The 21,028-nt window shown below is 64.7% G+C and carries 19 protein-coding genes; 17 read left to right on the forward strand and 2 right to left on the reverse strand.

Going from position 1 to position 21,028, the window contains the following annotated elements:
- The first annotated feature begins 97 nt into the window (after window positions 1–97).
- From mraY to RY1_RS22890, 17 genes are all read left to right on the forward strand, one after another.
- Window positions 98–1,177: a phospho-N-acetylmuramoyl-pentapeptide-transferase gene (gene mraY / locus RY1_RS22815; RefSeq protein ID WP_072806342.1), complete on the forward strand. Its 1,080-nt coding sequence runs from the start codon at window positions 98–100 to the stop codon at window positions 1,175–1,177.
- A 6-nt stretch (window positions 1,178–1,183) separates the two neighbouring features.
- On the forward strand, window positions 1,184–2,662 hold the full coding sequence (murD, locus tag RY1_RS22820) for a UDP-N-acetylmuramoyl-L-alanine--D-glutamate ligase (RefSeq protein WP_072806343.1): 1,479 nt from the start codon (window positions 1,184–1,186) through the stop codon (window positions 2,660–2,662).
- A complete protein-coding gene (gene ftsW, locus RY1_RS22825; protein ID WP_084727756.1) occupies window positions 2,659–4,128 on the forward strand; it encodes a putative lipid II flippase FtsW in 1,470 nt (489 codons plus the stop codon). Before murD ends, ftsW begins: the two co-directional genes overlap by 4 nt.
- Before the next feature lie 68 nt (window positions 4,129–4,196).
- Complete coding sequence (locus RY1_RS22830) at window positions 4,197–5,270, forward strand: UDP-N-acetylglucosamine--N-acetylmuramyl-(pentapeptide) pyrophosphoryl-undecaprenol N-acetylglucosamine transferase (protein ID WP_245819889.1); 1,074 nt, start codon at window positions 4,197–4,199, stop codon at window positions 5,268–5,270.
- 24 nt (window positions 5,271–5,294) lie between these two features.
- On the forward strand, window positions 5,295–6,779 hold the full coding sequence (gene murC, locus RY1_RS22835) for a UDP-N-acetylmuramate--L-alanine ligase (RefSeq protein ID WP_072806344.1): 1,485 nt from the start codon (window positions 5,295–5,297) through the stop codon (window positions 6,777–6,779).
- A gap of 113 nt (window positions 6,780–6,892) precedes the next feature.
- Complete coding sequence (locus tag RY1_RS22840) at window positions 6,893–7,609, forward strand: cell division protein FtsQ/DivIB (protein WP_084727765.1); 717 nt, start codon at window positions 6,893–6,895, stop codon at window positions 7,607–7,609.
- Window positions 7,610–7,817: 208 nt separating this feature from the next.
- A complete protein-coding gene (gene ftsZ, locus RY1_RS22845; protein ID WP_072806345.1) occupies window positions 7,818–9,032 on the forward strand; it encodes a cell division protein FtsZ in 1,215 nt (404 codons plus the stop codon).
- Between the two features lie 29 nt (window positions 9,033–9,061).
- Window positions 9,062–9,793: a peptidoglycan editing factor PgeF gene (gene pgeF, locus RY1_RS22850; RefSeq protein ID WP_072806417.1), complete on the forward strand. Its 732-nt coding sequence runs from the start codon at window positions 9,062–9,064 to the stop codon at window positions 9,791–9,793.
- On the forward strand, window positions 9,790–10,557 hold the full coding sequence (locus RY1_RS22855) for a YggS family pyridoxal phosphate-dependent enzyme (protein WP_245819881.1): 768 nt from the start codon (window positions 9,790–9,792) through the stop codon (window positions 10,555–10,557). Before pgeF ends, RY1_RS22855 begins: the two co-directional genes overlap by 4 nt.
- Before the next feature lie 101 nt (window positions 10,558–10,658).
- Window positions 10,659–11,330 carry a cell division protein SepF gene (locus tag RY1_RS22860; RefSeq protein ID WP_072806346.1) on the forward strand — a complete coding sequence of 224 codons (672 nt, stop codon included), beginning with the start codon at window positions 10,659–10,661 and terminating at the stop codon, window positions 11,328–11,330.
- Window positions 11,331–11,431: 101 nt separating this feature from the next.
- Entirely contained in the window at window positions 11,432–11,719 is a 288-nt protein-coding gene (locus tag RY1_RS22865; RefSeq protein WP_068420693.1) for a YggT family protein, read from the forward strand.
- A 159-nt stretch (window positions 11,720–11,878) separates the two neighbouring features.
- Window positions 11,879–12,724: a DivIVA-like cell division protein Wag31 gene (gene wag31 / locus RY1_RS22870; RefSeq protein WP_072806347.1), complete on the forward strand. Its 846-nt coding sequence runs from the start codon at window positions 11,879–11,881 to the stop codon at window positions 12,722–12,724.
- 84 nt (window positions 12,725–12,808) lie between these two features.
- Complete coding sequence (locus RY1_RS30220; protein ID WP_169914803.1) at window positions 12,809–12,976, forward strand: hypothetical protein; 168 nt, start codon at window positions 12,809–12,811, stop codon at window positions 12,974–12,976.
- Window positions 12,977–13,250: 274 nt separating this feature from the next.
- Window positions 13,251–16,430 carry an isoleucine--tRNA ligase gene (ileS, locus tag RY1_RS22875; RefSeq protein WP_072806348.1) on the forward strand — a complete coding sequence of 1,060 codons (3,180 nt, stop codon included), beginning with the start codon at window positions 13,251–13,253 and terminating at the stop codon, window positions 16,428–16,430.
- On the forward strand, window positions 16,427–17,074 hold the full coding sequence (locus RY1_RS22880; RefSeq protein ID WP_072806349.1) for a peptide deformylase: 648 nt from the start codon (window positions 16,427–16,429) through the stop codon (window positions 17,072–17,074). The genes ileS and RY1_RS22880 overlap by 4 nt, the downstream gene beginning before the upstream one ends.
- A gap of 63 nt (window positions 17,075–17,137) precedes the next feature.
- Entirely contained in the window at window positions 17,138–18,433 is a 1,296-nt protein-coding gene (locus RY1_RS22885; RefSeq protein ID WP_442972252.1) for a DNA polymerase IV, read from the forward strand.
- A 141-nt stretch (window positions 18,434–18,574) separates the two neighbouring features.
- Window positions 18,575–19,081, forward strand: a complete 507-nt coding sequence (locus tag RY1_RS22890; RefSeq protein ID WP_072806351.1) for a WKL family lipoprotein — start codon at window positions 18,575–18,577, stop codon at window positions 19,079–19,081.
- 80 nt (window positions 19,082–19,161) lie between these two features.
- On the opposite strand, the gene RY1_RS22895 is transcribed toward RY1_RS22890, so the two are convergent.
- Together RY1_RS22895 and RY1_RS22900 are read right to left on the reverse strand one after the other, a co-directional pair.
- Window positions 19,162–19,911: a hypothetical protein gene (locus RY1_RS22895; RefSeq protein WP_072806420.1), complete on the reverse strand. Its 750-nt coding sequence runs from the start codon at window positions 19,909–19,911 to the stop codon at window positions 19,162–19,164.
- Entirely contained in the window at window positions 19,908–20,831 is a 924-nt protein-coding gene (locus RY1_RS22900) for a hypothetical protein (RefSeq protein ID WP_245819882.1), read from the reverse strand. Before RY1_RS22900 ends, RY1_RS22895 begins: the two co-directional genes overlap by 4 nt.
- Window positions 20,832–21,028: the final 197 nt, after the last annotated feature.

A 21,028-nucleotide genomic window follows, 5' to 3' on the forward strand; every position in this document is an offset into this window, starting at 1 on the left:
CGGTAGTGACGACAGCGGTAGACAAGACAGCCAGTGACACGGGCAGTGGCAGCGGTAGGGATGGGGAGAATCAGACGATGACACCGGAGGACATGCAGTGAGACAGATCCTCTTCGCCGGAGGTATTGCCCTCGCTGTCGCGATTCTGCTGACGCCGGTACTGATCAAGGCGTTCTCGAAGCAGGGTTTCGGTCAGGAGATTCGTGTCGAGGGCCCGGCCAGCCACCAGTCGAAGCGGGGAACCCCGACGATGGGCGGCGTCGCGATTCTTGCCGGACTGTGGGCCGGGTACTGGGGCTCGCACCTCATCGGTGTCGGATACGACGCGGATGGACCTTCGGTATCGGCGCTGTTGGTCCTCGGTCTGACGACCGTCCTCGGCCTCGTCGGCTTCCTGGACGATTTCATCAAGATCCGCAAGCGCCGCAACCTCGGGTTGAACAAGACGGCCAAGCTCGTCGGGCAGCTGATCGCCGCGGTCATCTTCGGCGTTCTCGCTCTGCAGTTCCGCGGGCCGAACGGGCTGACACCCGGCAGCACTCAGCTGTCGTACGTGCGCGACATCGCGACGGTGAGCATGGGTTCTGTCGTGTTCATCCTGTTCTGCTACCTGCTCGTCAGTGCCTGGTCCAATGCGGTCAACCTGACTGACGGTCTGGATGGGCTCGCCGCGGGGTCGATGACCCTGGTTCTCGGTGCGTACACGGTCATCACGTTCTGGCAATACCGCCAAGCGTGCTCCACCAGCCCTGGTCCTGGATGCTACGACGTACGGGACCCGCTCGACCTTGCGTTGATCTGCGCATCCGCAGCAGGCGCCTGTATCGGATTCCTGTGGTGGAACGCTGCTCCGGCGAAGATCTTCATGGGCGACACCGGTTCACTCGCACTCGGCGGACTGCTCGCCGGTCTGTCGATCGTGACGCGGACCGAGTTGATCATGGTCGTGATCGGCGCACTCTTCGTGGCCGAGGCGGCATCGGTGTTGATTCAAGTCGCAGTCTTCCGGTCCAGTCGACGACGCGTCTTCCGGATGGCGCCGTTCCACCATCACTTCGAGCTCGCGGGTTGGGCGGAAACCACGGTCATCATTCGGTTCTGGCTGTTGGCGGCGATATCGTCCGCGGTCGGGTTGGCCTTGTTCTACAGCGAGTACCTCGCAGCAGTCGGAGGATAGAGCCCGGTGTCGCAGCAGCTCGAACCGACGGAGAACGATCTGGCGAGGTGGTTGCACGGTCGCACCGTCCTCGTTGCAGGAGGCCGGGTGTCCGGTCTGGCAACCGTGAAGCCGTTGCAGGATCTCGGCGCCGTAGTCGTGGTCACGGATGCGGACCCCGTTGCCATCGAGAAGGCGCGGTCGATGGGCGTCGGGGGAGTGCTGCAGGACGACCTGCTCGCCGACCCGGCACTGTTCGAGAGCATCGGGCTGGTGGTGACGAGCCCCGGGCTGCGCGCCGACGCACCGGTCCTCGCGGCGGCGGCAGGTCTCGGAGTTCCGATCTGGGGTGATGTCGAACTGTCCTGGCGCGTCGACCGTGCCGGGCTGTACGGTCCGCCGACACGCTGGCTCGTCGTCACCGGCACCAACGGCAAGACGACGACGACGTCGATGCTCGCGTCGATTCTCGAGTCCGCTGACCTTGCCAGTGCCGCCTGCGGGAACATCGGACTACCGATCCTCGATGCGCTGCAGCAGGACCCGCATCCCGCGGTGCTCGCAGTCGAATTGTCCTCGTTCCAGCTGTTCTGGGCGCCGTCGGTCCGGCCCGAGGCCGGTGTGGTGCTCAACATTGCCGAGGACCATCTCGACTGGCACGGCGGCATGGACGGATATGTCGAGGCCAAGTCCCGTGCCCTCGCCGGGCGAACTGCCGTCGTCGGTCTCGACGACGAACGCGCCGCGGCACTCGGGTCGTCGTCTCCGGCCGCACGGGTCGTCGGATTCCGCCTCGGCGAGCCGGTCGTCGGCGAGTTGGGAGTTGCCGACGACGTCCTCGTGGACAGGGCCTTTGCCGAGAACCTCCCTTTGGTGGCGGTGCAGGACGTCGTACCGGTCGGTCCGGCTGGCGTGATGGATGCGCTGGCTGCGAGTGCTCTTGCGCGGGCGATCGGAGTGTCGGCGGGCGAGATCGCAGACGGGCTGCGGACGTACCAGGTCGGCCCACACCGCGCTGCTGTGGTTCGCACGCTCGGTGGGGTGACGTTCGTCGACGATTCGAAGGCCACCAATCCGCACGCGGCTCGCTCGTCGCTGCTCGCGCACCAACGGATCGTCTGGATCGCCGGTGGGTTGCTCAAGGGCGCTGCGATCGACGATCTGGTGGAGGAAATCGGTCCCAGGCTCGTCGCAGCCCTCGTGATCGGCCGCGATGGGACACAGATCGCACAGGCTTTGGCGCGACACGCCCCGGATGTTCCCGTTGTGACGTATCCGGCGGGAGACGATGCTGGTGTGACTGAAGTGGCTGACGATGCAGATGTAGTGATGCGAGCAGTTGTGCATGAGGCCGCGCGCCGAGCCGGTTCGGGTGACACCGTTCTCCTGGCGCCCGCGGCCGCGTCGCTCGACATGTTCGTCGACTACGGCCACCGCGGGCGTAGCTTCGCAGCCGCTGTCGGCGAACTCGACGCCACCGACATCTCGGGTGGGCAGTCGTCGTGAGTGTTGGGGCGCCACGCGTCGGACCGCGAACACGGGTCGGCCTGTGGCTCGGTCGGCCGTTGGCGTCGTTCCACCTCATCGTCACGGTTGCCGCACTCCTGACTCTCCTCGGGCTCGTCATGGTCCTGTCGTCGTCGGCCGCGGAGGCGTATGCGGCGGACGGTTCGGCCTATTCACTGTTCACCCAGCAGTTGATCGGCGTCGGACTCGGCGTCGTCGCCTTCTACATTGCGTTGCGGATGTCGGTGCGGTTCCTGCGCAAGATTTCGTTCCCCCTGTTCTGCCTCTCGGTCGTACTGCTGATGATGGTGCTGATTCCCGGAGTCGGTTCCGAGGGCGCCGACGGTGCACGCCGGTGGTTCAACATCGCCGGAGTCTCGTTCCAGCCGTCCGAGCTCGCCAAGGTGACGCTCGTTCTCTGGGGCGCGCATCTGCTCGCGTCGAGGCGCAGCGAGCATGCGTCCCTGAAGTCACTGCTCATTCCGCTGGTTCCGGCGGCGTTGCTGATGGCAGCGCTGATCGTGCTGCAGCCGAACCTGAGTACGGCCATCGCCGTCGGCATCATCCTGGTCTCGCTCCTGTGGTTCGCCGGTCTGAACGCACGCCTGTTCGCAATCCTGCTCGGCGGCGGCCTCGCCGCGGCGACCGTGCTGGCCTTCACCGCGGGCTACCGCTCCAATCGAATCAAGGCGTGGCTCAACCCCGGTGACGACCCGCAGGGCCTCGGATACCAGTCGAACCAGGCCAAGTTCTCCCTGGCCGACGGCGGTCCGTTCGGCGTCGGACTCGGACAGAGCCGTGCCAAGTGGAGCTACCTCCCGAACGCCCACAACGACTTCATCTTTGCGATCATCGGCGAGGAGCTCGGATTCATCGGGTGCATGGCCGTTCTCGGCCTCTTCGCGCTGTTCGTCTACACGGGCCTGAGGATCGCCATGCGCTCGGTCGACCCGTTCCTCCGGCTCCTGGCTGCAGGATCCACGACGTGGATCTTCGCCCAGGCGATGATCAACATCGGCTACGTGGTCGGCCTGCTTCCGGTGACCGGTCTCCAGCTTCCACTGGTGTCCTACGGCGGTTCGTCGACCGCGATCACGCTTCTGATGTTCGGCATCATCGCCAACGCCGCCAGGCACGAGCCCGAGGCCATCGCGGCTCTGCATGCGGGTCAGGACAGTCGACTGGACCGCATGCTGAGGCTCCCGTTGCCCGCATCGTTCTCTCCCATGCGTGCAGCAGTGGCCAGAGCGAAGTCGACGCGGCCCGCGCTCGACCGATCCGATCGCCGCACTCTCGACGCTCGGACCGCCGGTGCACGGCGACCCGTCCGAGCCGAAGCAGGGGCACGATCGGGACGCGACCCCCGGCCGCTCGCCGGCGAACGTCGTACAGACACCGGTCGCCGCGGCGCCCGGCAACCCGGAGTGCAACGCAGACACCCGGATGGGCCAGGATACAGACGGTGAACTCACGTAACAGGCCGCTGTCCGTCGTTCTCGCAGGCGGCGGGACAGCAGGCCACATCGAACCTGCCATGGCCGTCGCCGATGCGCTTCGTGAGCTCGACCCGAACGTCCGAATCACCGCACTAGGGACGGCGCGTGGCCTCGAGACGAAGCTCGTTCCTGCACGCGGATATCAGCTCGAATTGATTCCGCCGGTGCCTCTGCCGAGGAAACCGACACTCGATCTTCTTCGCCTGCCTGCTCGCGTCGTGGCATCGGTGCGGCGGACTCGAGCAGTTCTGAAGGACAGCGAAGCCGACGTCCTGATCGGGTTCGGCGGCTACGTCGCGCTGCCCGCGTACCTCGCGGCGCGGGGTGTGCTGCGACGTCGAGGCACTCCGATAGTCGTCCACGAGGCCAACGCGAGTGCCGGTATCGCGAACAAGGTCGGTGCCCGGCTGGCCACCCGTGTCCTCGCGGCAGTGCCGGGCTCGGGGGTCTCGGCCAAGGGGCAGTCCGAGGCGGAGATCGTCGGAATACCGGTCCGGCCCACCATCACGGGCCTCGATCGAGCCGCGACGCGCAGCCTTGCCCGCGACCACTTCGGTCTTCCTGCCGACGGGCCGGTACTTCTCGTCTTCGGCGGATCTCAGGGTGCGCGCTCGCTGAACGACGCGGTGTCCGGCGCTGCGGAGGCACTTGCCGCAGCAGGCGTGTCCGTTCTGCATGCGCACGGACCGAAGAACACCGTCGACATCGGCAGGGGAGACGAGCACACTCCGTACGTGGCAGTGCCGTACCTCGACCGGATGGACCTCGCCTACGCGGCGGCTGACCTCGCGGTGTGTCGTTCGGGGGCCATGACCGTCGCCGAAGTGTCCGCGACGGGGTTGCCCGCGGTGTACGTTCCGTTGCCGCACGGCAACGGCGAACAGGAACTCAATGCCAGGCCAGTGGTCGACGCCGGTGGTGGCAGGTTGGTGTCCGACTCCCAGCTGAACGCCCGTTACGTCGGGGCCGAGATCGTCGAGCTGATCACGAACCCGGAAGCTCTCGCCGCCATGTCGGCAGGCGCGGCAGGGGCGGGACATCGTGACGCAGCCACTGCAGTGGCGACAATCGTGCTCGACGTCGCGTCGGCACACAGGAACGAGGCGACGTAGGTCGTGACGAGTGAAAGGAACGAGATGGCCGAGCTTCCCGCAGAGCTCGAGCGGGTTCACATGGTGGGAATCGGCGGTGCAGGCATGTCGGGGATCGCCCGCATTCTGCTGGCCCGTGGCGGGCAGGTGTCCGGCTCGGATGCGAAGGAGAGCCGCGGAGTTCTTGCCCTGCGTGCTCGCGGGGCCGATGTTCGCATCGGCCACGACGCGTCGGCGCTCGACATTCTTCCCGGCGGCCCGACCGTCGTCGTGACGACGCATGCCGCGATTCCGAAGTCGAATCCCGAACTCGTCGAGGCCGAGCGGCGAGGTATTCCGGTCGTTCTGCGGCCTGCCGTGCTGTCTTCGCTGATGGACGGATATCGCACGCTGCTGGTGTCGGGCACGCACGGCAAGACGTCCACGACGTCGATGCTCGTGGTGGCGCTGCAGCACTGCGGGTTCGATCCGTCCTTCGCGGTCGGTGGTGAACTCAACGAGGCGGGAACCAACGCGCATCACGGAAGTGGTGACGTGTTCGTCGCCGAAGCCGACGAGAGCGATGGCTCGCTGCTGCAGTACTCGCCGAACGTCGTGGTAGTGACCAACATCGAGGCCGATCACCTCGACTACTTCGGTACTGCCGAGGCATACGTCCAGGTCTTCGACGATTTCGTCGCGCGCCTCGAACCCGGCGGTGTCCTGGTCGCATGCATGGACGATCCAGGCTCGGCGGCGCTCGCTCGTCGCGTGCACGATGCAGGCATCGACGGTGTACGTGTACTGGGGTACGGATCCGAGGGCGCCGACTCCGGTGACGTCGAGATGGCGGTCGAGCTTCTCGGCTGGGAGCCCGAGGACGCAGGCGGCGTCGCGCAGTTGCGTGTTGCGGGCGAGGACAAGCCGCGCACGCTTCGGCTCGGGGTGCCAGGGCGCCACACTGCGTCGAATGCACTCGGTGCGTTCACCGCAGGTGTGCAGGTCGGTGCCGCCGTCGACGATCTGTTGGCGGGGCTCGCCGGGTTCGGGGGTGTCCATCGCCGGTTCCAGATTCGCGGCCGCGAGCACGGAATCAGGGTGTTCGACGACTACGCGCACCATCCCACCGAAGTGCGTGCCGTGCTGACCGCTGCTCAGCAACTCGTCGCGTCGGCAGCGGGCGACGGCCGTCGTGGCCGTGTGATCGTGGTGTTCCAGCCGCATCTGTACTCCCGGACCGAGACGTTCGCCACGGAGTTCGGTGCTGCACTCGGCCTCGCCGACGAAGTGGTGGTGCTGGACGTCTACGGTGCTCGCGAGGAGCCCCTACCCGGTGTGACGGGCGCGTTGGTGGCCGCCGCGGTGACGAAGCCGGTGAACTATCAGCCCGATCTTTCACTCGTGGCAAAGCAGGTGGCGGCGCTGAGCGCACCGGGAGATGTAGTTCTCACCATGGGCGCCGGCGACGTGACGATGTTGGCCGGGCCGATTCTCGATGCGCTTCGGTCGAAGACCGACTTCCGGATCGGGCAAGGTCGGGCATCGGAGTGAATGCGCGCTCGGGCCGCCCGACGCGACTGTCCGCGGCCGAATCGGACTCGCACGGGCGTGGGCGGACACGGTCGTCGAAGTCCGGTGACGCGGCGGATCGTTCCCCGGAAGCGATGGAACGTGAACGCAAGCGGGCCGCGCGCGAGGAAGAACGTCGACGGGTCGCTCGATCGCGTCGGCGTGCGGGCCTGATCGCGGCTGCAGTCGTCGCCGTGATCGTCGGTGGGTTCGCGGCCGTGTACTTCACCCCGTTGCTGTCCGTGCGCACCATCGAGGTGGAGGGCAATTCCACGGTGCCGACCGAGGAGATTCTCGCCGATCTCGCGATTCCGATGGGGGAGCGGCTCGTTCGAGTCGACGCGGGTTCCGCAGCGCAACGTGTGGCCGGAATTCCGGCGCTCGCGTCGGTACGGGTGCAGCGGCAGTACCCGTCCACGGTCCGTGTCACCGTCGTCGAGCGCGTCGCAATCGTGTTCGTGGACAAGCCGGACGGTACCCATCTCATCGACGCGGACGCGGTGGACTTCGCTGTGGCTCCGCCGCCGCCCGGAGTCGTTCGACTCGTGGTCGACTCGCCCGGCCCGGGTGATCCTGTGACGGAAAGTGCGCTGGCAGTGCTGACTTCGCTACCGGATGTGCTCCGCGGTCAGGTCGGCGAGATCCGCGCGTCGTCGATTTCGGATGTGTCGTTGCTTCTGACCGACGGGCGAACACTGGTGTGGGGTAACAACGAGAACTCCGAGCGCAAATCGGCTGTGGCTCTTGCTCTGTTGTCGCAGCCGGGTCAGATACTCGATGTCTCGAGCCCGGACCTGCCGACCACCAAGTAGATTGTTCGAAAGGACGCGTCGAAATCTCGTGCCGACGCGCGAATCACAAAATCTTTCGGTGTCGTCCGGCGCGCCTAATGGCGGATGGTGGCACCGGTGAATAGCGTTCCCAGAGTCGAATACTTGACATAACACTAAGCCTGTGGTTGAGGTTGAGGGTTTTCGAGAATTCGACAGACCCGAAAACAACCACGGAAGGCGAGAGCCCATGACGCCCCCGCACAACTACCTCGCCGTAATCAAGGTCGTCGGCATCGGCGGCGGCGGCGTGAACGCAGTCAACCGCATGATCGAGCAGGGACTCAAAGGAGTCGAGTTCATCGCGGTCAACACCGATGCGCAAGCTCTGCTGATGAGCGACGCCGACGTCAAACTCGATGTCGGCCGTGAACTCACACGCGGTCTCGGTGCAGGCGCGGACCCCGAGGTCGGTCGCCGAGCGGCCGACGACCACAAGGACGAGATCGAAGAGGTCCTCAAGGGCGCCGACATGGTCTTCGTCACCGCAGGTGAAGGTGGCGGTACCGGCACCGGTGGGGCTCCCGTCGTCGCCAACATCGCACGCAAGCTCGGCGCATTGACGGTCGGCGTGGTGACACGTCCGTTCTCGTTCGAAGGCAAGCGACGTGGCGGCCAGGCAGATACGGGCATCCAGCAGTTGCGCGAGTCCTGCGACACACTCATCGTCATTCCCAACGACCGCCTGCTGCAACTCGGTGACGCGGCCGTGAGCCTGATGGATGCCTTCCGTAGCGCCGACGAGGTTCTCCTCAACGGTGTGCAGGGCATCACCGACCTCATCACCACGCCCGGTTTGATCAACGTCGACTTCGCGGACGTCAAGGGTGTGATGTCCGGAGCCGGTAGCGCATTGATGGGCATCGGGTCCTCGCGCGGTGAGGGTCGCGCCATCAAGGCAGCCGAGTCGGCCATCAACTCGCCGCTTCTCGAAGCGTCGATGGAGGGTGCGCGCGGAGTGCTTCTGTCGATCGCGGGTGGGTCGGATCTCGGTTTGTTCGAGATCAACGAGGCCGCATCGCTCGTGCAGGAAGCTGCGCACATCGACGCCAACATCATCTTCGGCACCGTGATCGACGATTCTCTCGGGGACGAAGTGCGCGTGACGGTCATCGCGGCCGGCTTCGACGGTGGCACTCCCGCTCGTCGACCGGTCGAGGCTGCACCCGCATCAGGTCGCAGTCCCATCGGTTCGGCTCGGTCCGGGGATGTCGCCGCTCGTTCGTCCGAATCGACGGAGTCCGGAGCAGTGTTCCGGGATCCGGTCGGCGCGTCCAGCGGAAGCAGCCTTCCTCCGTTGTCCTCCTCCAACTCCAGCAACAAGCAGAGTTCGGGGCGTCGTGTACCCGTGTCCGAGGAAGAGGGCGAGGACGAGGTCGACGTACCCTCGTTCATGCGTCGGTGACACAGGCACACACGAGAGGATCGAAGACACTGAGTTTCACAGTTCGGCGAGTGACCACGACACGAGCGGGAGGTATCTCGGCACCTCCGTTCGACACGTTCAATCTCGGAGACCACGTCGGGGACGATCCGGTAGCAGTGGCGTCGAACCGCGAGCGGCTCGGCCGCGAACTGGGCCTCGGCCCGGAGCGGTTGGTGTGGATGGAGCAGGTTCACGGGCGGTCGGTGGCTGTGGTCGACGAGTCGACGGCCGGTCCCGTACCTGTCACCGATGCGTTGGTGACCACGGTCCGTGATCTCGGTCTGGTGGTGTTGACCGCCGACTGCGTTCCGGTCCTGTTGTCCGACGAAGAAGCGGGCGTCGTCGCCGCGGTCCATGCCGGACGCGTCGGAGCCAGAATCGGGATCGTCCCTCGGGTTCTCGAGGTCATGGTCGAACAAGGCGCGGATTTATCTCGCATCGGTGCGTTCCTCGGACCTGCGGCCAGCGGTAGGCAATACGAAGTGCCGGCACACATGCGGGCAGACGTCGAGAAGCACCTACCGGGGAGTGCGACGACGACCGTGCGGAAGACACCTGGGTTGGACATCCGTGCAGGTATCCGAGCCCAACTGCTGGCAGCGGGTGTTCGCGGTGTTGCGGTGGATCCGCGATGCACCATCGAAGATCGGACTCTGTTCAGTCATCGTCGCGGCGCGCCGACGGGCAGAATCGCCAGTGTCATCTGGATGGACTCCGGCGCTGCTGGATCGAACTCGTGACGACGCCCGAGGGCAGAGCCCTGGACATCGAGAAGGCTCTGCGCGAAGTACAGGATCGTCTACGGGCGGCCTGTAGCGACTCCGGGCGAGGTGAGAGCGAAGTGATGCTTCTCCCGGTGACCAAATTCTTTCCAGCGAGCGATGTCGAGATTCTGTATCGACTCGGATGTCGGGAGTTCGGTGAGTCTCGCGAACAGGAGGCTTCGGCGAAAACCGAGGAACTCGATGTCGTGTTCGCGGATGCACCTGCGAAGTGGCACATGATCGGCCACCTGCAACGCAACAAAGCGAAGTCGGTCGCCACATGGGCGCATTCCATCCATTCCGTGGACAGCGACAGGCTCGTCGGTGCGCTGCAGAAGGCTGTACGCCGCGCACTCGACGACGGCGATCGCGTGACGCCGCTGAGGGTGCTGATTCAGGTGAGCCTCGACGGCGACGTTCACCGGGGCGGGGTCGAGCGCGACGACCTCGCGCGTCTGGCCGACCGTGTGTCCTCGTGTCCTGATCTCGAGTTCTCGGGCCTGATGGCGGTCCCACCGATCGAGGCCGATCCCGATGCGGCTTTCGCCGATCTGGCCGATCTGCATCGGCGTGTACTCGTCGATCATCCCGGTGCACTCGAGCTGTCGGCGGGAATGACTTCAGATCTCGAAGCTGCCGTTCGACATGGATCGACGTGCGTGCGTGTCGGTACCGCAATACTCGGTTCTCGGCCGATAGCCTCGCCAATAGAGTCCGCGGATCACATCAGTCACAACTGACACAGTGCGAACCGAGGGCGAGCTTGCGGAACGACCCGAATGGGCCCGAGTGACCGGAGTGGAGCCAGCGGAATGACCAGAGGGAACGGAAGGCAACATCGATGAGCACCCTGCACAAGTTCAAGGCTTACTTCGGCATGGTTCCTCTCGCGGACTACGAAGACGACTATCTGGACGAACCGGACTCGAACCGGTCGTCGCGTGGTCGTGATCCGTACGCGGATGTCGACGACCGTGACGACCGGGAGTTCGCGAAGCCCAGCTTCTCCTCGCGTCGATCCTCGCGTGCCGAGATCGACGAGCTCGAGGACGAATACGACGATTACGAGGCGCCTCGGTCTGCGCCCACTCTTGCGCCGATCGGCGGGCGTTCCTCTCGTGCGGCGTCGGTAGGAGGCCGCGGTGCACCCACCCGCGGAAATCTCGCTGTCGATACCCGAATGGATGTGCGGGCCGAGACGCGCCGTAGTCCGATTGTCGACGACGGTGGACCGCTGTCGAAGATCACCACTCTGCGCCCTCGTGACTACAGCGAGGCCAGGACCATCGGTGAGCGGTTCAGGGACGGCACCCCGGTGATCATGGATCTGGTGGAGATGAGCAACGCGGACGCGAAGCGTCTGGTGGACTTCGCAGCCGGACTGGCTTTCGCTCTGCGCGGCTCGTTCGACAAGGTCGCGACCAAGGTGTTTCTGCTCTCACCCGCCGACATCGATGTGTCTCCGCAGGAGCGTCGACGAATCGCCGAGACCGGGTTCTACAGTCAGCAGTGATCGAATTTCGATATGTCGTCACCTCGCGGCTCGATCGGGCGCAGCAAGTCTCTGACCTGCTCACTTTGATCGAGCCGCGCTTTTCGGGCAGAGTATGACCTGTGGCCTTGTTCGCGGTTCTTTACTTCGTGTTGTTCATTTTCTGGCTTCTGTTGATCGGCCGCATCATCGTCGAATTCATCAGGACGTTCGCGCGGGATTGGCGTCCGTCGGGAATTGTGGTCGTATTGCTCGAAGCGATATTCACGGTCACGGATCCGCCGGTCAAGCTGCTTCGGCGATTGATACCTCCGGTGAATTTGGGTGGAGTACGCCTGGATTTGTCGATCATGGTGCTGTTGTTCGGGGTATTCATCCTGATGACGGTCGTACGGAGTTTGGGATCGTAGAAATCGAAACTTGCCAGAAGACTTCGGGGACGTGCGCGACCTGCGCTGCCGATGTGACAGAATGGACGCCAGTTACAGTTCGATTGTTCCAAACCGTGCGGAATGGGATATGACTGAATGCTTGCTCTACCGCCTCAAGACGCGTGAAGGGATCCTTCCATGCCGCTGACTCCAGCTGATGTGCACAATGTAGCGTTCAGCAAGCCGCCTATCGGTAAGCGCGGCTACAACGAAGACGAGGTAGATGCTTTCCTCGATCTCGTCGAACAAGAGCTGTCGCGACTGATCGAAGAAAATGCTGACCTCCGTCAGCGTGTAGGCGAGCTCGACCAGGAATTGGCCGAGGCCAAGAGCGCCCCGCGTCAGAGCGGTGGGTCGCAGCAGGCGCCGGTGGTGAAGGCTGCTGAGCCTGTGCGCCAGGCCGAGCCCCCGAAGCCGCCGCCCGTGGTGGCTCCGGTTGCCGCTCCGGTAGCGCCGACTCAGAGTGGCGATTCCAACATGCAGGCCGCGAAGATTCTCGGGCTCGCCCAGGAGATGGCCGACCGGTTGACGAGCGATGCGAAGACCGAATCCGAGCAGCTACTCGGAAACGCTCGCACCAACGCCGAGCGACTCGTCACCGATGCGCGCACCAGGTCCGAGGCAATGGTGACCGATGCTCGCCAGAAGTCGGAGTCGTTGTTGTCCGATGCTCAGACTCGGTCGGAGACTCAGCTTCGCCAGGCCAAGGAGAAGGCCGACGCTCTACAGGCCGATGCCGAGCGCAAGCACACCGAGATCATGGCCACGATCAACGAGCAGCGCTCGGTGCTGGAAGGCCGGATCGAGCAGCTCAAGACGTTCGAGCGTGAATACCGTGTTCGCCTGAAGTCCTACCTCGAATCTCAGCTCGAAGAGCTGGAGAACCGGTCGTCCGCTCTGCCGGTCGACAACGGTCAGGACAGCTTCAATCAGGAAAACCAGTCGTCCGGGTACAGCCAGTCCTACGCCAAGGGCAACAACTGAGGTTGTTCGTTCCCACTCGTGGTGCGTGACGGCTCGCCCCGGATCTGAAGGACGCCGAAGGGCGCATCGGGAACGAGGAGTGTCGTGCTGGTACTGACGCTGTGTGCGGCGGCAGTGGGGTTCGGACTGCTGGTCATCGCGTTGATGACCGGGTCTGTGGTGTGGGCGTGGGGATGTATCGCAGTGTGTGTCGTCGGTGCAGTCCTGCTTCTGGCTGGTGCGCTCAAACAGAAGAGTCCTCCCGAGCAGTAGTACGTACGGTGGTTCGTTAGAATCGCGGCAGGCGTCGATCCGGCTATCACCGGGGAGCCTTCGGAAGAACGGTCCGTTCGTGTATTCGAATCGACTCAGTAGAACCGAACGGGTGGGCCCGTCACAGCCCACAGCGAGTGGCACGTCGGCCGAGTAGGGCCGTCGATGCAAACGGGGTGGTACCGCGGTGCCGGCGTCGAAACGTCGGTCGTCGTCCCCGTGCCGAACACAGTGCCGCTCGTGACGAGCGGTGCGGCACGGAGGAGTCACCGCTATGACCGAGAACAATGTGACCGAAGACCATGTGACCGAAGACCACGTGACCGAGAACAGGTCGTCGACGCGTGAGTCGTATCCGCTCGTCGACATCTCCGGAACGAGAACCGGCAGCGTCTCCTTTCCCGAACTCGAAAAGAAGGTCCTGGACACATGGGCCGCGGACGGTACGTTCCGGGCGAGTGTCGACAACCGGGAGGGTGCCGAGGAGTTCGTCTTCTACGACGGACCGCCCTTCGCGAACGGCCTGCCTCATTACGGCCACCTGCTGACGGGGTACGTCAAGGATCTCGTTCCGCGCTTCCAGACCATGCGCGGCAAGAAGGTCGAGCGGCGGTTCGGTTGGGATTGCCACGGACTGCCCGCGGAGCTGGAGGCGGAGAAGCAACTCGGCATCAAGGACAAGTCCGAGATCGACGAGATGGGTCTGGCCAAGTTCAACGCGTACTGCAAGCAGTCGGTGCTTCAGTACACCGACGAGTGGCGCGACTACGTGACCCGCCAGGCGCGGTGGGTGGACTTCGACAATGATTACAAGACCCTCGACGTCGATTTCATGGAGTCCGTCATGTGGGCGTTCAAGACTCTGTACGACAAGGGCTTGATCTATCAGGGTTACCGGGTGCTGCCGTACTCCTGGTACGAGCAGACGCCGCTGTCCAATCAAGAGACCCGTCTCGACGACGCCTACAAGATGCGTCAGGATCCGGCGGTCACCGTCACGATGCCGCTTGCTGCACCTGGCGCACCGCTCGATGGCGCGAATGCCCTGATCTGGACGACCACGCCGTGGACCCTCCCGTCCAACCTTGCGATCGCCGTTCATCCCGAGGTTCGGTACCTGCAGGTACGCGGCACGGACGGTGAACGCTACGTCCTGGCCGCGGAGAGGCTGGCGCACTACGCCCGCGAGCTCGGCGACGAGCCCGAGGTCGTGTCCGAGCACACGGGAACCGAGCTGGTCGGCTTGGCCTACGCGCCGCCCTACGACTTCTTCCTCGGCCACGAGAATGCACACCGCGTGCTGCAGGCCGATTACGTCACCACCGATTCGGGCACCGGAATCGTCCACCTCGCACCGGCATTCGGTGAAGAGGACATGGACGTCGCCACGGCCAACGGCATCGAGGTAGTGCAGCCGCTCGATCCGGGTGGAAAGTTCACCTCGCTCGTGCCGCCGTACGAAGGCTTGATGGTGTTCGACGCCAACCCCGTCATCATCAAGGACCTCAAAGCCTCGGGACGGTTGTTACGCCACGAGACCATCGAGCACTCCTATCCGCACAGCTGGCGCAGCGGTCAGCCGCTGATCTACATGGCGGTCCCGTCGTGGTTCGTCGCGGTGACGAAGTTCCGCGATCGCATGGTGGAGCTCAACCAGGAGATCACCTGGGTCCCCGAGCACATCAAGGACGGCCAGTTCGGCAAGTGGCTCGAAGGTGCGCGCGACTGGAACATCAGCCGAAACCGCTACTGGGGCAGCCCGATCCCGGCGTGGGTCTCGGACGACCCCGAGTACCCACGGCTGGATGTGTACGGGAGTCTCGACGAGCTAGAACGCGACTTCGGTGTGCGACCGACCGATCTGCATCGTCCGTACATCGACGATCTGACGCGTCCGAACCCGGACGACCCGACGGGCAAGTCCACGATGCGCCGGGTCCCCGAGGTGCTCGACTGCTGGTTCGAGTCCGGGTCGATGCCGTACGCGCAGGTGCATTTTCCGTTCGAGAATCAGGAATGGTTCGACACGCACAATCCGGGCGATTTCATCGTCGAGTACAACGGTCAGACACGCGGTTGGTTCTACACGCTGCACGTGTTGGCGACTGCGCTGTTCGATCGGCCCGCGTTCAAGACCGTTGCAGCGCACGGCATCGTCCTCGGTGACGACGGTCTGAAGATGAGCAAGTCGAAGGGCAACTATCCGGACGTCAAGGAAGTGTTCGACCGCGACGGCAGTGACGCGATGCGGTGGTTCCTGATGTCGTCGCCGATCCTGCGCGGTGGCAACCTCATCGTCACCGAGCAGGGCATCCGCGAGGGTGTGCGTCAGGCGCTGCTGCCGATCTGGAATGCCTGGAGCTTTCTGCAGTTGTATGCGGGCAAGCCAGGGCAGTGGCGGACCGATTCGACGAACGTGCTGGACCGGTACGTGCTCGCGAAGCTGTCGGCGACGCGCGACGCCATCACCGACGCTCTGGAGAACAACGACATCGCAGGCGCATGCGACGAGCTCAGGACATTCTGCGATGCGTTGACCAATTGGTATGTACGACGGTCGCGTTCGAGATTCTGGAGCGAGGACGCCGACGCGATCGACACGTTGCACACGGTGCTCGAGGTGCTCACGCGGATCGCGGCGCCGCTGCTCCCACTTGTCAGCGAAGTCGTCTGGCGCGGGTTGACCGGTGGACGCTCGGTACATCTGACGGATTGGCCTGCCGCCGAAGATCTGCCGTCCGACCCGGAGCTGGTCGGTGCGATGGACGAAGTGCGGACGGTGTGCTCGACCGTCCTCGGCCTGCGTAAGGCACAGAACCTCAGGGTTCGGCTGCCGCTGCCGGAGGTCACCGTCGCGGCCGAGGACGCCGAACGTCTTCGCCCGTACGCGGACATCATCGCCGACGAGGTCAACGTGAAGAAGGTCGACCTGACCGACGACGTCGCCGTACACGGCAAGTTCGAGCTCGTCGTCAATGCGCGTGCAGCAGGTCCGCGTATCGGCAAGGACGTCCAGAAGGTCATCAAGGCGGTCAAGGCGGGGGAGTGGACCGAGGACGAGGCAGGCACGGTCAGTGCTGCGGGCATCGAGTTGCTGCCCACGGAGTTCACTCGCAAACTCGTTGCCGCCGAGCCTGATTCGACTGCTGCGTTGCCGGGCAACACAGGCCTGGTCGTGCTCGATTCCCACGTCACCGCAGAATTGGAAGCAGAGGGATGGGCGAAGGATCGGATCCGCGAACTGCAGGATGCGCGCCGCTCGCTCGGCCTCGACGTGTCGGATCGCATCGACATCGTCGTCGACGTCCCAGAGGAACGAAAGCTCTGGTTGGACACTCACCGCGATCTGATCGCCGGGGAGGTTCTCGCATTGTCGCTCGTCGATGGTGATCCCGGTGCCGATGCGCTCGAACTCGGTGAGGGTGTTCGTGCACTGATAACCCGGGTCCGATGACGGTCCGGCAGCCGTTGGAGGACGCCGTTCGCGAGTTGATCGAGTCTGCTCGCGACGGTGTCGTCCCGATCGTCACTGTCGGGGAACCAGTTCTGCGCAGGCCGGCGGAGCCTCTGGCCGATCGACTCGAACGTGCGACGCTGGGCAGGCTCGTGGAGGTCATGCGGGCGACCATGCACGATGCCCCCGGTGTCGGCCTTGCCGCGCCGCAGATCGGAATTCCGTTGCGTATCGCGGTGATCGAAGACATGTACGAGGTGAGCCGCGAGGCAGCTGCCGAACGCGAGAGAACTCCCGTTCCGTTCCGTGTGCTCGTCGACCCGGTGTACCGAGAGATCGGAACCGAGCGTCGCTCGTTCTACGAAGGGTGCTTGAGTGTGCCCGGGTACCAGGCCGTCGTGTCCAGGGCAGCGGACGTCGAACTCGAATGCACCGACCAGAACGGGAACGCGGTCGATGAGGTGTTCCACGGTTGGCCCGCCCGGATCGTCGCGCACGAAACGGATCATCTGAACGGCACCGTCTACATCGACAAGGCGATCACCCGGTCGATTGCTGCCAACGGTGTGTATGCCGAACTGTGGGCCGATCCGTCGCCGCGGCGAGCCGCCGACGCTCTGGGTTTCGAGCTCGCGACGGAGTGACATGAGAGCCAGGTCGCGGCCGTGAGCGAAGTACGCAGTGGGCGTTGGGTGCTCCATCTCGACATGGATGCCTTCTTCGCATCGGTCGAGCAGCTGACCAGGCCCACGCTGCGTGGTCGCCCGGTGTTGGTGGGCGGTGCAGGAGGCCGAGGCGTCGTAGCGGGCTGTAGCTACGAGGCGCGAGTGTTCGGCGCTCGTTCGGCCATGCCGATGCATCAGGCACGGCGGTTGGTGGGAGCAGGAGCGGTAGTCCTGCCACCCCGGGGTGTTCTGTACCAGGCGCTGAGTCGTCGCGTGTTCGATGGTCTTCGCGCGCGGATGCCGGTTCTCGAGCAGTTGTCCATGGACGAGGCGTTCGGTGAACCGGTCGAACTCGTCGGTGCGTCGGCACGCGAGGTCGCCGAGTACTGCGAAGCGTTGCGGACTCTGGTGCGGGAAGAAACGGGACTCGTCTGCTCGTTGGGTGCGGGTGCGGGCAAGCAGATCGCGAAGATCGCGTCCGGACTGGCCAAGCCGGACGGTGTGACCGTGGTATCGCCGCAGGAGCAGACCGCCCTGATGGCAGGTCTACCGGTACGAAAGCTGTGGGGGATCGGGCCGGTCGCCGACGACAAGCTTCGCCGGCTGGGGATCGACACGATCGGCAAATTCGTCGCGACGTCGGAATCGGAAGTGGCGTCGATACTCGGTGGGACCATCGGGCCTGCCCTTCATCGACTCGCGAGGGGAATCGACGACAGAGTGGTTGCCGAGCGAGCCGAGGCCAAGCAAGTCAGTGCCGAGACGACGTTCGCGCACGACCTGGTGACTCTCGCGCAGCTTCGGGCAGCCGTCGAGTCGAGTGCGGAGGCGGCGCATCGACGGCTGCTGAAAGACGGCCGCGGCGCGCGGACGGTGGTGTTGAAACTACGCAAATCGGACATGAGTATCGTCACGAGATCGGTCACGCTGCCGTATGCCACCGTGGACAAGCAGACCATCGTCGCCACAGCGCAGCGCCAAGTTCTCGATCCCGTCGAACTCGGACCGATTCGGCTGGTCGGCGTAGGTCTCGCGGGCCTGTCGACGGTACAGCAGGGCTCTCTGTTCCCCGAGCTCGAGCACGAGAGCGTCGATGTCTCAGACGGGTCCGCTCCCACGCTCCAACCGGTGGCGTCGGCGCAGGACACAGGGCCGAAGTGGCATCCGGGCATGGACGTAAGGCATCCTGAGTACGGGCACGGATGGATACAGGGGGCAGGCCATTCCGTGGTGACGGTTCGTTTCGAGACGCGATCTTCAGGACCCGGTCGTGCTCGCACTTTCGCAGAGGGGGACGAGATGCTCGTGGTAGCGGATGCACTGGAAAGCCTGGCGTGACGGCTTTGGTGAGATCTACCTACTCGTGAGTATCGACCAACCTGGCCGGGTGCGATCTTGGATGGCATAGTGGACCGCCGAGCGAACGAACACAAGATGACCCCAGAGTGACCACGCAGTAGAACTGAAGGGACAAAGCACTTGAAGCTTCGTAACACGAGAAGGGCCATCGTTGCAGGCGTCGCCATCGCAGCGGCGCTGACGATGACGGCATGTAGCTCCGACGACGACGGCGGCGACGCCAAGACGACGACGACGGCTTCGACGTCCGCGTCCGCCGCTCCCACTGCGAGCGACTACCCGCCGGTCCCGACCGCGGAAGAACTGAACGCCGAACTGGCGCGCGGACTCGATCCGGCTGTGCCGGTCGAGGAGAAGGCCGAGCTCATCCAGGGCGCAGAGGCCGATCCGGAGCTCATCAACCAGGTTGCGGCTGCAGCTGTCCAGAACGGCGCGCAGATCCAGATCACCAGCGTCGACGATCTCGGCGACGGAACGCTCAATGCAGGCGCGACGCTGACCATCGGTGGACAGGCCAACCCGGGTAACTTCACGTTCGTTGCCGAGGACGGCAAATGGAAGCTGTCCAAGCAGAATGCGTGCAACTTCGTCCAGCTCGCTCAGCTGACGTCGCCTGCCTGCGCCTGACGCGTACGGCCACGGCTTCTGTCGATGCCGGTGTCCGATCCTGCGGGATCGGACACCGGCATCGGTCGTTCTCGCGGGGCTCAGGTTCCCTTGTTCGCCCCGCGAATGTTGCCCACCGCGGTGTTCGCCAGTGCGGTGAGCGTGTCTTCGTCGACGCCGTCCTGATCGGTCGCGACGACCTGCACGACCGTCGAGTCGACGACGGCGACCACCACGTCGGACACGAGGGTGAAGCCGCCGCTCTCGATGCGTAGCCGCACCGAGGTCGATGCGTCACCGACGGTTCCTGCTGGATTGTTGCTTTCGAGGGTGTAGTCGACCGCGACGCCGTCGGCATCCGTGCCCGAGTAGGTCCCGCATGCCGCGAAAGTGGCTTGCACGGCGGCGAACGCGTCGCTCGCGCCGCGACCGGTATAGCTCGCTGCGTCCTCGTCGATGGAGGAGAAATCCGGACCCGAGTAGCGGACGTCGGCAGAGGCGACAGCGCCGGCCGACTGTTGAGCGATCGGCGCCGCCACGTCGGCGCAGCGCTGAGGATCGGTGCCCGATCGGTCCTGGTTGTCGTAGTCGGGCGCTGGATCGAGTCCGAGATCGCGCACCGGATCCGGAATCACGGCGTAGCCGTCCGGCAGCTGCTCCAGCGAGATCATCGCCGAGTGCAACACGGCGGAGTCGGTGATCGGGGCGCCCAGAAGTGGGTCGGGAGCAGTGACCGTCGACAGCGGTGCAGTCGCGTCGGCCGTCGACTCGACCGGTGTGTTCGCGCCGCATGCCAGGCAGAGCGCCGACGTCGCAGTCAGCACGATGGCCGGTCCTGCCCGCCGTGTCATGCGGTGATCCATCCGAGCGAATCGCTGATGTCCTGACGAAGCAGGGTGGTTCCCTCCGGATCGCTGTATTGCTGCGTGCCACCGACGGTGACCTCGCCTGCCACCGGGAGCGGCTTGGTCAGATCGAGCTCGACGGTGCCGGATCCGGTCATCGTGTACGAGTCGATGGCCAAGCTGCCTGCATCGTCCGGAAGCTCGAGAGTGGTCGATTCCGGTGTCTGATCGATGCGGAGATCGACCGTGAGCCGATTGCCCTCGCGTGCCCGCAACGTGGCCGTGGTGACCTGATTCAGTGTCACTCCGCTGATGACCTGCTGCGATGCGGTCCAGACCGCGCCGACCCCGACGTCACCGTCCGGGAAGGAAATCGACCGGTACACAGCCTGATTCAAAGCCTGCTCGATCGCGGCACGCGCCGAGTCCTGGGCTGCATCCGCAGGGGCGATCGTCAATGCGGTGACAGCACCTGCGTCGGTGAGCGTCAGGCCTGCCGAAGATCCCTCGGCCGGTGTCAACGCATCGGTGAGTCGCTGGTCCGCCGAGGTCGCCGCCCCGATGGCAAGGGAAACCTCGTTGCCGTCGGGTGTGGCGGTGAGGGGCAGCGTCAGCGCCGGTGTGGAAAAATCCTGGACAGCTTGGTCGTCGATCTGCTGCGTCACCGTCGTGCGAGTGGTCAGCGATACCGACTGCTCACCGGAGTAGGCCGGAACGAGCGACGAGCGTGGTTCCGCACCCGGATCGACCAGCGTCACGGTGACGGGTGTGACGGGGAGGGACACCCCGGAGGTGGTCGCTGACGTCGAGGTGTCGGCCGAGGTGTCACCACCGGAAGAACCGCAGGCCGTCAGAACTGCTGCTGCGGCGACCAGCGCGGCGAGCCCACGAAGTCGCCGTGTCGAGGTTTCGGATGTCGAGATCACCGCACCCAGGCTACGGATGCACCCTGGGAAGGTGTGCGCACGACGGTCCGGATGCGAGATGTGGTCACCCGATGCGACACAATGGGGAGGTGAGTGACGACCGACCGACAGATTCGAACGACCCGGAGAAGCCCGCGGACACGTCCGCAGCGAACGACGAGAGCAGTACGGAGTCCCCGCTCGACGCGGGTGAGCGT

This window comes from Rhodococcus yunnanensis NBRC 103083 (assembly GCF_001895005.1).
GTDB classification, from domain to species: domain Bacteria; phylum Actinomycetota; class Actinomycetes; order Mycobacteriales; family Mycobacteriaceae; genus Rhodococcoides; species Rhodococcoides yunnanense.

Coding starts and splice junctions, on each gene's coding strand:
- RY1_RS22840 (WP_084727765.1), top strand. CDS start 6,893: ATGGAACGTGAACGCAAGCGGGCCGCGCGCGAGGAAGAACGTCGACGG.
- ileS (WP_072806348.1), top strand. CDS start 13,251: ATGACCGAGAACAATGTGACCGAAGACCATGTGACCGAAGACCACGTG.
- murC (WP_072806344.1), top strand. CDS start 5,295: ATGGCCGAGCTTCCCGCAGAGCTCGAGCGGGTTCACATGGTGGGAATC.
- RY1_RS22830 (WP_245819889.1), top strand. CDS start 4,197: ATGGCCGTCGCCGATGCGCTTCGTGAGCTCGACCCGAACGTCCGAATC.
- RY1_RS22885 (WP_442972252.1), top strand. CDS start 17,138: ATGGATGCCTTCTTCGCATCGGTCGAGCAGCTGACCAGGCCCACGCTG.
- RY1_RS22860 (WP_072806346.1), top strand. CDS start 10,659: ATGAGCACCCTGCACAAGTTCAAGGCTTACTTCGGCATGGTTCCTCTC.
- wag31 (WP_072806347.1), top strand. CDS start 11,879: ATGCCGCTGACTCCAGCTGATGTGCACAATGTAGCGTTCAGCAAGCCG.
- RY1_RS22895 (WP_072806420.1), bottom strand. CDS start 19,911: ATGACACGGCGGGCAGGACCGGCCATCGTGCTGACTGCGACGTCGGCG.
- RY1_RS22880 (WP_072806349.1), top strand. CDS start 16,427: ATGACGGTCCGGCAGCCGTTGGAGGACGCCGTTCGCGAGTTGATCGAG.
- ftsZ (WP_072806345.1), top strand. CDS start 7,818: ATGACGCCCCCGCACAACTACCTCGCCGTAATCAAGGTCGTCGGCATC.